The organism is Bacteroidales bacterium (assembly GCA_018334875.1).
Classification (GTDB): Bacteria; Bacteroidota; Bacteroidia; order Bacteroidales; family UBA12077; genus JAGXLC01.
This window is the reverse complement of sequence record JAGXLC010000111.1, coordinates 1-11,758: the sequence shown is the minus strand read 5'-3', so window position 1 is coordinate 11,758 and position 11,758 is coordinate 1. Positions and strand designations below refer to the sequence as shown.

Below are 11,758 nucleotides of genomic sequence, written 5' to 3'. Positions count from 1 at the left end.
ATTTTGTATTGTCGCAAAACAAAACTAAATTTGCCTTTATAAAGGCGATAATAGCGAAAAAGATCCGGTAATTTGAACAAGCCAAAACGGAAATACATTAAATTCCTTGAAAGCATCCTTTTTGGTTTTGGCTTGTCCAAATTAGGGAAAGGTTTGAAAACAGATCTATGGGAAAAACAACATATAAAGTAGCTACGCGTGCCAGCAAACTGGCCTACAGGCAGACGGAGCAGGCAGTCAACCTTTTAAAACAGCATTACACTGAAGCAACCTTTGAAATCCATAAAATATCGACCAAGGGAGACCGAAGGCAGGAAAGATCTCTCTCGCAGTTTGGAGGACAGGGCGTCTTTGTTAAGGAGATAGAGCAGGCCCTGTTAAACGGAGAAATGGATTTTGCGGTCCACAGCCTAAAAGACGTACCCACAAAGGTGGATCAGGATCTTGAGCTATGTGCCTTCCCCAGGCGGGAAATCCCCAATGATCTTTTTCTCACACGGGATGGTTCAACCATACATACCATCCGGGAAGGATTCGTGGTAGGCACAGGTAGTCCCCGCCGGCAGGTACAGATACGCCGTATCAGGCCCGACGCCCATTGTAAAGATATACGGGGTAACATTGATACCAGGTTGTCAAAATTGGAACACGATGACTATGATGCCATTGTTCTGGCGGCGGCAGGGTTTAAACGTGCCGGCAGGCAATATGACTCCAGCCATATTATGCCGGTAGATGTTTCCCTTCCGGCCATAGGACAAGGAGTACTGGCTTTACAATGCAGGAAGAGCGATGGCCAGTTAATTAATCTTCTTCAGGCAGTCAACCACAAGGAGACAGAACTGGAAATAATGGCCGAACGGAAGTTTATGAAGGAGCTGGGAGGCGGATGCCAGATTCCGGTTGCAGCCTATGCCAAAATAAACGGCTCAGTTATGAACATAGAAGGATTGATAGGCGATAGATCCATGAAGCGGTCGATCCGTATGAAAGTTAGCGGTCCCCCCGAACAGGGCGAGGAGATTGCCAAAAAACTGGCTGGAGAAATGCTGGACCGATGTGAAAATGAAAACATACAATTCCAGGCATGAATTCTGAACCCCTTAAAAACAGAACGATATTTACAACCCGAACCCCGGATACAGCTGATAAGCTTGCCGAACCCCTCAGAAGATATGGAGCTACGGTGTATAACCTTCCCACGATAGAAATTCAACCCGCAGTATTTTCTTCTGAGATTGAGCATGTATTGAATAATATCTATGATTTCGACTGGCTCTTGTTTACCAGCCAAAACGGCGTGCGGTATTTCCTTGAGCTATATAAAAAAGTGCATCCCTCCGGTCAGTTACCCTCCGGTCTGCAAATTGGTGTATATGGCCAAAAAAGTGCCTCCTGTTTAACTGAGAATGGTATAAACCCTGATTATGTCAGTAAGGCCAAGACTTCGGACAATTTTTTCCGGCATTTACAGGAGAAGCTATTTAGAAAAAATCAGCATGTTTTACTGGCCATGGGCAATATGGCGTCTTATAAATATGAAAAATATTTCGAAGGATTTGTAAACTGTAGCCGCCTGATTGTATATCATAACACAATCCCCAGGCATGTTGACAGAGAGCTGCTCTCAAAGATTACGGCAGACGATTATGATATGATCGTTTTTACAAGTCCCTCTACTTTTAATAATCTGGTGTATTTAACCCAAAACGAGATCAGCCCTGAGAAGATCAGGGCAGCCAGCATCGGAACGACCACAAAAAAAGCCATAGAAAGCCAGGGTGGTAATCTGTTGTTGACGGCACGGAGACCCAATATAAAAACGCTTATAGAGGATATTGTGCAGTATTTTCATGCAGGTGATCAGCTAATTGTAGAATAGTGTATGTATGGTTTGTCCAAATTGGTGCAAAATAGCATATTTGTAAGAAATTATTTTTTGGTAACGAATATTTACAGATATATTAACATCTAAATTAATACTAACATGGGATTCCCTCAAATACGAATGAGAAGGTTGCGTACAACCAGTACGCTCAGGAAGATGGTTTCCGAGACACACATTTCAACAGATGATCTGGTTATGCCCTTTTTTGTATGTCCGGGCAAAAAAGTTCGCAATCCTATTGATTCCATGCCGGGCAATTATCAGCTATCCATTGATATGCTGACCAAAGAGGTTAAAGAAGTCGCCGGTCTGGGTATTCCTGCTATCCTACTGTTTGGAATACCTGAGAGCAAGGATGAGGACGGGAGTGTTGCCTGCCGTGAGGACGGAATCGTTCAGCAGGCCATAAGGGCAATCAAGAAGGAAGTTCCGGAGATGTATGTAATTGCCGACGTATGCAATTGTGAATATACAACACACGGGCACTGTGGAACCATTGTGAATGGTGATGTACACAATGACAAAACCCTCGAAACGCTTGGAAAACAGTCGGTATCTCTTGCCCAGGCAGGAGTTGACATGGTGGCTCCGAGCGATATGATGGATGGTAGGGTTGGCCATATACGCAGAGAACTGGATAACGCCGGATATGAATATCTTCCGATCATGTCGTATGCAGCAAAGTATGCATCAGCTTTCTATGGACCCTTTCGGGATGCCGCCGAGAGCGCGCCGCAATTTGGCGACCGCTCCACCTATCAGATGCCCATCACCAACAGCGATGAAGCAGTGCGGGAAATCGCCCTCGACCTGGAGGAAGGCGCCGACATCGTTATGGTCAAACCGGCCATGAATTACCTGGATATTGTTTACCGTATAAAACATGAATTCCGCGTTCCGGTAGCGGCCTACAATGTGAGCGGCGAATTTTCAATGGTTAAGTCAGCCGCTGAAAAGGGATGGATCGATAACGACAGGTTAATCACTGAAATTGCCACATCGATCAAACGGGCCGGCGCGGACATTATCATAACCTATCATGCTAAAGAGCTGGCAAACATTCTAAAAAAATAGATGAACTATGAATATTCAAAAAAGCATTGAGGCATTCAAACGCGCAAAAAATGCCATAGCAGGAGGCGTCAATTCTCCTGTAAGAGCCTATTCCAGTGTTGATTCAACACCCCTTTTTATAGACAGGGGGAAAGGCTCAAAAGTTTGGGATATCGACGGAAACGAATATATTGATTTTGTCTCATCCTATGGTCCTTTGATTTTGGGACATGCACATCCCCGCATATTGGAGGCCGTAACGAAGGCAGCCGAAAAAGGAACCAGTTTTGGCGCCCCAACAGAAACGGAGACTGAAATTGCAGAGCTTGTCAAGGAGATGGTCCCCTCCATTGAAAGGATACGCTTTGTTAATTCGGGAACTGAAGCCACCATGAGCGGCATCCGTCTGGCCCGCGGCTATACGGGAAAAGATTACATTGTTAAATTTTCCGGTTGTTTCCACGGCCATGGCGATGCCTTCCTTATACAGGCAGGCTCGGGAGTCATGACTTTGGGACTTCCTGATAGCCCCGGTGTAACCAAAGGGACAGCCGGTGATACCTTGGTTGCTCATTACAACGATCTTGAATCGGTTCAACAATTGTTTGATCAGTATGGCGATAACATAGCCGGGGTCATCCTGGAACCGGTAGCCGGAAACATGGGCACCGTGCCGCCAGATCCCTCTTTCCTCAAGGGCTTAAAGAAAATCACAAAGAAACATCAGTCCCTTCTTATCTTTGACGAGGTAATGACAGGATTCAGGGTTGCCCGTGGAGGAGCCCAGGAATATTATGACGTGACACCCGATATGACAATCCTGGGAAAAATAATCGGGGGAGGGCTACCTGTAGGTGCTTTCGGCGGAAGCAAAGAAATTATGGAGCATCTCTCGCCTGCCGGTCCGGTATATCAATCGGGAACACTCTCGGGGAATCCGCTGGCCATGAATGCCGGCAAAGCTATGCTTAACGAACTGAACAAAGAAGGATTTTACGAAAATATGGAAAGCAAATCAAAAAAGATAGCAGAGGGTATGGAGCAAAACATAAAGGACAACGGTATACCTGGAACAGTAAACCGTGTTGGTTCTATGATGACTTTGTTTTTTAATGAAAAGGAGCAGATAAACTCCTTCGAGTCGGCATCTGCCTCGGATACCAAACGGTATGCAGAATTCTTCCGGTCCATATCAAACAAAGGGATTTACCTGGCACCTTCACAATTTGAATGCATGTTTGTTTCGGAAGCTCATAGCGACGATGATATTTCAGCCTTTCTGGAGGCCCATTACAAAGCATTACAGGAAATCAACTCATGAACAGCTCCATTTTACTAGATACCATAGAAGGAAAGCCTCATGCCCGTCCCCCTGTCTGGTTTATGCGGCAGGCGGGACGAACCCTTCCTTATTACCAAAAACTGCGGAAAAAGTATTCCTTCCAGGAAATTATGAATACACCTGAGCTTGCTGCCTCGGTAACTTTGGAACCTTTGCAGGAACTGGGTGTCGACGGGGCCATTATCTTCACCGACATATTGATTATTGCCGAGGCCCTGGGGATGAAGACTTCCTTCGCTGCAGGCGGCCCCAGGCTTGATTTCTCACTGGCGGAGGCTGATGATCCCCAGCAACTCCTTTCAAGCCACAAAGAGAAATTTGAAACGGTAACCAACACCATAAAACTGGTAAAAAAGGAAAAACCGGCAGACATCCCGGTTATTGGCTTTTGTGGAGGCCCCTTCACACTTTTGTGCTACATGCTAAGGGGTGAAGGCTCCAAAAATGATTTTCCTGAAGTAGCCAGATATCTGTATGAAAAACCCGGGGCTTTCGATAAGCTGATGAAAACCATTACGGATATGACCATTGACTACGCCTCGGCCCAGATAGATGCGGGTATCGATGTTTTCCAGATATTTGACACCCACGCCGGGACTTTGCCCTGGCCTGTTTACAAGAACCTGTGTCTGCCATATGTGCAACAAATCATCCAGGGCATACGCAAAAAGAATGTCCCGGTGATATTCTTCCCCAAAGGCATTGGTAGGGGATATACGGAAATGGACCTTTCATTTGGCGATTATCTCGGAATTGACTGGCAAACACCCATCAGCATGATGCGGAATAGAAAGGATGAACATATGGGATTGCAGGGAAACATCGATCCCCGTTTGTTGCTTGCCGATCGAAAGCAGATCGGAAAAAGGCTGGAAGAATATATTGAATTCGGAAGGAATGAAAAAAGATGGATATTCAACCTTGGCCATGGCATCAGGCCCGAAACCCCACCCGAGAACATCAAATTTGTGGTGGACTGGGTTAAATCCACGGAGTGGAAGCGGTCATAAAGCCATCCTGGAGGCAGGATTTCGGATTTCCTGCTTTAGCTCCCGGAAACCTCCTTGTGTCGTCTTACCAGAATATCGATCAGAAACTCGTCAACTCCAAAGGGCTCGGCAAATACCACCTCCTTTTTATTCTCTTTTCTGAACTCTTCGACGGACATAAAGATCTTATCCAGGTGAAGGCTCGGAAAAAGCAATAAAGGGAAAACAACGATCCGGCCGAAAGCACAATTTTTAATTATTTGTAGTGTTTGAGCAACGGAGGGGAATGTTAATTTGCTGCTGAAAGCATATTGAGAAAAACCAAAGTTGATTTTTTCCCAGATCAGGCGGGTCAATTTGGCAACCTCCGCATTCGCTTCCGGCAGGGAGTTGCCCACCGCCGCAGTAAGCAAAATATCATTGCTATGATCCAGACTTTCTCTGTATTTTGCATATTCTGCTTCAATAATCCTTTTTTCCGCCAGCTGAATCAGTTCCTCATTGATCCCAATATTTGAAGTTAATGTAATTTTCAATCCCTCCATTTCATTCTGATATTGTTTCATAAGCCCGGGAATCTCATAGTTCAGATGAATGCCCGTAAACAAAAATACGGGAATGGCTACAATATCACGGATACCCTGGTCGTATAATTTTCGGATCGTATCATAATAGGTAGGAGAAGACAGCTCTAAAAAACCATAATCTACCTTTATTTCATCATACCGCTTTTGCATTTTTTCGGACAATTGTACCAAAGCCTCAACACCTTCTTTCTTTCTGCTTCCATGCCCACAAAGTAAAATTGCTTGTAAACTCATAATGATTTGTTGTTATAACCTAAAATTCAGGTTAAGGTAAAAACCTGATAATTCAATGTAACTTTGTATTATTCCTCAAGCCAGCTTATCTTTATATACATTGCATTGGATCGGGATAATGGAACCGATAATTCAAATCGGATTTTAACTTATCGGAATTCACCAGTTTAAAAGACAGTTCTGAAGAATCATTGAAATCCGGCAAAGACAATCCTGCATTTTTTGCTGCCTCTGTGTAAAATTCCCTTCTTGTTGGATGCGCGTCGGTACATGCATTGTATACCTCACCCCATTTGTCTTTTTCAATGATCCTGCTTATAATGGCAACACAGTCATCCCGGTGTATAAGATTGACCGGGGCATCACCGTTTCTGAGATTTTTTCTGCCAGCCAAAAACCGGGCCGGATTTCGCCCATATCCTATAAGGCCGCCAAACCGAATGATGGTAGTTTCAAACTGAGGATTTTCCTTCAGTATCTGTTCGGCCAGCAATAATGCCTTTCCAGCATCCCTGGCAGGATGCTGTGCATCCGACTCATATACTTCACGGTTCAGGGGCGGATAAACCGAAGTTGAACTAACAAAAAGAACACGATGAACGGGAGAATGACTGAGTTTTTTCATCAGCGAATCGATCTGAGCCTTCAGATAGGTTTCAATGTCATTCCGATTCCTGGGAGGTGGAAAATTAATAACCAAAATTTCACTGTTAAGAAAATCATTCTCCCCTTTGTATTCAGGCATTAATTCTATTTTATAGGGAATGATGCCATGGTTGCCCAGCATATCCAATTTATCCTTTTTTGTAGAAGATCCCCTAACCAGATAACCTTCATCCATCAAGTACTTAGCCAGAGGGAACCCCAGCCATCCGCATCCCAGAATGCTTATATTCATAAGCGCATTTTTATGATTTGGCAAAAATAAAAAATAGTTATCTTTGTTAGGTTAAAAGAAGTTTAAATAATGGAACAGCAGATACGACAATCTTTACAGCAATTCATTGTCATCGGAGTTAGTCACAAAACATGTCCCGTAGATGTACGGGAAAAATTTCATTTCTCAGAAGAAGTAAAATACAAAATCATTCAGGAAGGAAAAACAAGTGGTGTTGGCTCCATAATTCCGGTTTCTACATGTAACAGAACAGAAATATATGCCTATACAGAAAATAGTGAATTGATAGCTTACCTTTTCAGAAAATACAGCCAGGCTAGCCTTGAAGAATTCACTTCCTACTGTTATTTTCAAAAGGGGCACACGGCCGTAAAACATGTTTTCAGAGTAGCAACCGGAATGGATTCGCAAATACTGGGAGAATTGGAGATCGCCGGGCAGCTAAAGCAAGCTTTCAAAAATTCGTATGACTCGGATATGGTCAACACCTTTACCGAACGATTGATACAATATGTAAACCAGGCCAGCAAAAAAATTAAAACCCAAACATCCCTTAGCAGAGGGGCTGCCTCCATATCAAGAGCCGCTGTTCAATACATCAGGGATCATGCAAATGATCTTGGGAATTCAAGGGTTTTATTGTTTGGTGTTGGTGAAATAGGAAGAAATACATGTGATAATTTATTAAAACATATCCAACCAGAACAACTTACGGTGGTTAACAGAACTCCCGAAAGGGCAAAAGAGTTTGCCGGTGAATATAATTGCAATTATGATGAACTTGAGAATCTTAAAAAACAAGTTGAAGACTCTGAAATAATTATTGTGGCTACCGGAGCAACAAAGCCCACGCTTACTACAGAGCCTTTCTCAGATATTCACCAGAACAGCCCAAAGATTGTTTTAGATCTTTCGGTGCCCAGAAATGTATCCTCATCAGTAGAAGATCTGACTGCAATCAATCTGATCACAATTGATGCGCTGCAGGAGCAGAATGAATCGGTATTAAAAATACGAAACGAAAGCATTCCAAAGGCCGACGAGATCATTGACAAACAAATAGAGGAATTTTATTCCTGGTTGAAGATAAATTATCTTTCCCCGGTTTTTTCAAGTTTTCAGGATTATCTTACTTCTGTAAAACAGAGGGAAATGCATAAGTATAAAGATAAAATTCCGGACCATCAGATGGATCATGTCGAAGAGCTTACCGATAGCATCATCAACAAGATATCCAGGCAATGCATCAATTATTTGAGAAACAATAATTCAAAGCATCATACACCGGCAGAGGTGATAACTTCCATGTTCAGATTACATAAAAAGTAACATGTTGTTTTTTTCCGGTTTTTAAGTATAAAATTTTGATATCATTAAACATTAGACCATATATGTCCAAGCCAGCCCATATAAAGCGGCCGATAATGTTTGTAGGAACAGGCTCTGATGTCGGAAAAAGCATTATCAATACAGCTTTTTGCCGGATATTCAAACAGGATGATCATCATCCCGCTCCTTTTAAAGCACAGAATATGTCGCTGAATAGTTATGCGACCCACGAAGGATTGGAAATTGGAAGAGCCCAAGCTGTGCAGGCAGAAGCTTGTGGTGTTTCCTGCCGCAGTGATATGAATCCAGTTCTTCTGAAGCCGAGTAATAATTTAGAATCCCAAATAGTTTTAAACGGAAAACCCATTGGGAGCCGGTCGGCATCAGATTATTTTTCTTCTACTGACCGGTATCGGCTATTTGATAAAGTTATGCAATCCTACAAAAGGCTGGAAAACGATTATGCCCCAATAGTTATTGAAGGAGCAGGGAGCATCTCCGAACTGAACCTGCGAGACAAGGATATTACCAATATGCACGTGGCAGTTGCAACAAAGGCTGCTACTTACCTGATAGCAGACATTGACAAAGGTGGTATTTTCGCAAACATCTACGGAACCCTTGAATTATTGCCCCTTGAAGAACGACGATTGATAAAAGGAATCATCATCAATAAGTTTCGTGGTGATCCGGGATTGTTTGAAACGGGTAAACAAAAACTGGAGAATTTAACAGGTGTCCCCGTTGTAGGCATCCTGCCTTATTTCAATGACATCCATATCGAAGAGGAAGATTCCGTGGTTCTGGAAAATAAAAAAGGAGCAAGCTCCGCCGGGAAAGTTAATATAGCGATTGTTCTGCTTCGCCATATGTCGAACTTTACTGATTTTGATGTACTGGAAAGGACTCCCGGAGTTCATCTATACTATGCCGCATATCCCGATGACCTTGACAATGCAGATATAGTGATCATTCCGGGTTCAAAAAACACCATATCGGATATGTTTTATTTAAGAAAACGGGGTCTGGCTAAAAGCATTAAGAAGCATCACGAGGCTGGTAAAGCCGTATATGGCATCTGTGGAGGTTATCAAATGATGGGTAAGTCCATTGCCGATCCCTATCATGTAGAAGGCGATATTGCGTTCATTCCGGGGTTGGGGATTCTACCCGTGGAAACAACCTTATCACAGGAGAAAACTACGGAACAATGTACCTTCTCTTTTCTTGGGGGCAGTATGGAATGCAAAGGTTACGAGATTCATATGGGAGAAACAAACCATCAGAACGGAGAACCCCTATGCATCACTGATAAAAACCATAATGACGGTTATTTTTTGAACTACAAAACATGGGGTACCTATATTCACGGTATTTTCGACAATCAGGAAGTAATCAACCACATTCTAAGCGAGAACGGAACTTCCGGGCTTCAATCAACTTCATTTGATTATGCTGCCTACAAGGAAGAACAGTACGATAAACTTGCAGCTCTGGTGAGGGAGCATACCGATATCAATTATATATACCAAACCTTAATGGAATAAGTATGATCCACGGACACGGCAGCGATTCTCATAACTACAACCGTTCCATCGTAGCTGATTTTAGCTCCAACGTTTGGTTTGAAGGAGCTCCGCCAGAGTTGTTGAAGTACCTTCAAAAACAACTTTTCCTGGTAGATCATTATCCTGATCCGGAAGCGGGAGCACTACAGGGGAAAATTGCCCGGTTTCATGGTCTGAATACCGAAAACTGTTTGGTAACCAATGGTTCGACGGAAGCGTTTTACCTAATTGCTCAGGCCTACCGGAAAAGCCGGTCAGCAATTTTAATCCCCTGCTTCTCCGAGTATGAAGATGCATGTAAAACTCATGAGCACAGCATCAATTTTATAAACCATTCAGAAAAATGGGAAAGGCACATACATGAAAACGAACTGGTTTGGTTGGGCAATCCCAACAATCCGGATGGTAAGTTACCGGCCTTTGAGCAACTGGAACAAATCCTTACGGATTATCCGGATACCCTGTTTGTTGTAGATGAAGCCTATGGTGAACTGTGTGCTTCTTTCCAATCGGTCATTCCCCTGATCCAGAAATACCCAAACTTACTTGTGGTACATTCCTTTACCAAAAGCTTTGCAATTCCAGGCTTAAGACTGGGTTACCTGCTGGGTCAGCAATGTTTAACAGAAAGAATCCGCCGTTACAGAATGCCATGGAACGTCAATACGTTGGCCCAAAAAGCCGGCCAATATATTCTTGAGCATTATGACCAACTGAAACCTGACAAACAAAAAGTAAAGAAGGCTTCACAGCAATTTCAACATCAATTGACTTCCCTGGAACCTCTTTTAACAGTTATACCCTCGGATTGCAACTATTGCCTTGTCAGATTAAACGGAAGATTCAGCGGCAAACTCAAGGATCTTCTGGTTGAACATTATGGCTTACTTATAAGGGATGCCTCGAACTTCAGAGGCCTGAATGAAAAGTACATCCGTTTGGCCGTTCAGAAACCCTCTCATAACAAACTGTTGACGGAGAATTTGAACGTCTGTTTAAAAGCATTGTACAATGGACAGTGAGCTGTTTATAATCATCCCCCTAATTACCGGCTTATTGCTGGATGCCCTTATCGGAGATCCCCGGTGGCTTCCGCATCCCGTTCGTGTATTTGGAAAAGCCATCGCTGTAACGGAGCAAAAATTCAATTCCGGCACGAACCGGAAAATTAAAGGAGCAATCATTACCATTTTACTGATAGTGATTACAGGCGTATTTTTCCAGGGCTTGATCTTTTTGGCACAAAAAACATTCATGGTATATTATCCGGTAGCCTCCATACTGGTTTTTTACGGAATTGCAAACCGCAACCTCATTGAAGAAGCATTAAAAGCCACCAAAGTTCTTAAAAATAAAGGAGTGGAAGCCGGACGCAAACATCTCTCCCGTATTGTAGGAAGGGACACCTCGAATCTCTCAGAAAACCAAGTCCGTACTGCGATACTGGAAACCCTGGCTGAGAATCTCAGCGATGGGGTCATCGCCCCACTTTTCTATTATGCTATAGGTGGGATACCGCTTATGTTCATTTATAAAATGGTCAATACCATAGATTCAATGATCGGATACAAGACAGAAAAATACGGTGATTTTGGCTGGTTTGCAGCCCGCACAGACGATGTGTTAAATTTTGTGCCGGCAAGAATAACCGCAGGCATGATGGCTCTTATAACCGCCAGCCCACGTAGTTTTGTTTTCATTCTAAAATACGGTTCGCTGCATAGTAGCCCCAACGCAGGCTATCCTGAAGCAGCGATGGCAGGAATACTCAACTGCAGATTCGGCGGGCCGCATATATACCATGGTGAACTTATAACCAAACCGTTCATTGGCCATTCCGACAGAAAGATCAGAGATATAGATATTATGA

11 protein-coding genes are annotated in these 11,758 nt (G+C 43.3%); 9 read left to right on the top strand and 2 right to left on the bottom strand.

The window, feature by feature from the left end; all coding sequences use genetic code 11:
• Positions 1–167 precede the first annotated feature (167 nt).
• From hemC to hemE, 5 genes are all read left to right on the top strand, one after another.
• Positions 168–1,091, top strand: a complete 924-nt coding sequence (gene hemC, locus KGY70_10440) for a hydroxymethylbilane synthase (GenBank protein ID MBS3775597.1) — start codon at positions 168–170, stop codon at positions 1,089–1,091.
• Positions 1,088–1,882, top strand: a complete 795-nt coding sequence (locus KGY70_10435; GenBank protein ID MBS3775596.1) for a uroporphyrinogen-III synthase — start codon at positions 1,088–1,090, stop codon at positions 1,880–1,882. Before hemC ends, KGY70_10435 begins: the two co-directional genes overlap by 4 nt.
• Before the next feature lie 105 nt (positions 1,883–1,987).
• A complete protein-coding gene (gene hemB / locus KGY70_10430; protein ID MBS3775595.1) occupies positions 1,988–2,962 on the top strand; it encodes a porphobilinogen synthase in 975 nt (324 codons plus the stop codon).
• A gap of 7 nt (positions 2,963–2,969) precedes the next feature.
• Positions 2,970–4,262: a glutamate-1-semialdehyde 2,1-aminomutase gene (gene hemL / locus KGY70_10425; protein ID MBS3775594.1), complete on the top strand. Its 1,293-nt coding sequence runs from the start codon at positions 2,970–2,972 to the stop codon at positions 4,260–4,262.
• Entirely contained in the window at positions 4,259–5,293 is a 1,035-nt protein-coding gene (gene hemE, locus KGY70_10420; GenBank protein ID MBS3775593.1) for a uroporphyrinogen decarboxylase, read from the top strand. Before hemL ends, hemE begins: the two co-directional genes overlap by 4 nt.
• Positions 5,294–5,328: 35 nt before the next feature.
• On the opposite strand, the gene KGY70_10415 is transcribed toward hemE, so the two are convergent.
• On the bottom strand, positions 5,329–6,093 hold the full coding sequence (locus KGY70_10415) for a sirohydrochlorin chelatase (GenBank protein MBS3775592.1): 765 nt from the start codon (positions 6,091–6,093) through the stop codon (positions 5,329–5,331).
• Positions 6,094–6,184: 91 nt separating this feature from the next.
• Positions 6,185–6,991 (bottom strand): SDR family oxidoreductase, encoded by an 807-nt coding sequence (locus KGY70_10410; GenBank protein MBS3775591.1) that lies wholly within the window; start codon positions 6,989–6,991, stop codon positions 6,185–6,187.
• A gap of 69 nt (positions 6,992–7,060) precedes the next feature.
• Between KGY70_10410 and KGY70_10405 the strand changes: the two genes are divergently transcribed.
• From KGY70_10405 to cobD, 4 genes are all read left to right on the top strand, one after another.
• Positions 7,061–8,320, top strand: a complete 1,260-nt coding sequence (locus tag KGY70_10405) for a glutamyl-tRNA reductase (GenBank protein MBS3775590.1) — start codon at positions 7,061–7,063, stop codon at positions 8,318–8,320.
• Between the two features lie 62 nt (positions 8,321–8,382).
• Positions 8,383–9,867, top strand: a complete 1,485-nt coding sequence (locus tag KGY70_10400) for a cobyric acid synthase (GenBank protein ID MBS3775589.1) — start codon at positions 8,383–8,385, stop codon at positions 9,865–9,867.
• Positions 9,868–9,869: 2 nt separating this feature from the next.
• Positions 9,870–10,910: a pyridoxal phosphate-dependent class II aminotransferase gene (locus tag KGY70_10395; GenBank protein ID MBS3775588.1), complete on the top strand. Its 1,041-nt coding sequence runs from the start codon at positions 9,870–9,872 to the stop codon at positions 10,908–10,910.
• On the top strand, positions 10,900–11,758 hold an 859-nt coding region (gene cobD / locus KGY70_10390; protein MBS3775587.1), incomplete at its 3' end, for a cobalamin biosynthesis protein CobD. The genes KGY70_10395 and cobD, both read left to right, overlap by 11 nt.

Excerpts from the sequence above, each read along its gene's own strand:
- KGY70_10410 (MBS3775591.1), bottom strand. The coding sequence starts at position 6,991 with ATGAATATAAGCATTCTGGGATGCGGATGGCTGGGGTTCCCTCTGGCT.
- KGY70_10435 (MBS3775596.1), top strand. The coding sequence starts at position 1,088 with ATGAATTCTGAACCCCTTAAAAACAGAACGATATTTACAACCCGAACC.
- hemE (MBS3775593.1), top strand. The coding sequence starts at position 4,259 with ATGAACAGCTCCATTTTACTAGATACCATAGAAGGAAAGCCTCATGCC.
- hemC (MBS3775597.1), top strand. The coding sequence starts at position 168 with ATGGGAAAAACAACATATAAAGTAGCTACGCGTGCCAGCAAACTGGCC.
- KGY70_10405 (MBS3775590.1), top strand. The coding sequence starts at position 7,061 with ATGGAACAGCAGATACGACAATCTTTACAGCAATTCATTGTCATCGGA.
- hemB (MBS3775595.1), top strand. The coding sequence starts at position 1,988 with ATGGGATTCCCTCAAATACGAATGAGAAGGTTGCGTACAACCAGTACG.
- KGY70_10395 (MBS3775588.1), top strand. The coding sequence starts at position 9,870 with ATGATCCACGGACACGGCAGCGATTCTCATAACTACAACCGTTCCATC.
- KGY70_10415 (MBS3775592.1), bottom strand. The coding sequence starts at position 6,093 with ATGAGTTTACAAGCAATTTTACTTTGTGGGCATGGAAGCAGAAAGAAA.
- KGY70_10400 (MBS3775589.1), top strand. The coding sequence starts at position 8,383 with ATGTCCAAGCCAGCCCATATAAAGCGGCCGATAATGTTTGTAGGAACA.
- hemL (MBS3775594.1), top strand. The coding sequence starts at position 2,970 with ATGAATATTCAAAAAAGCATTGAGGCATTCAAACGCGCAAAAAATGCC.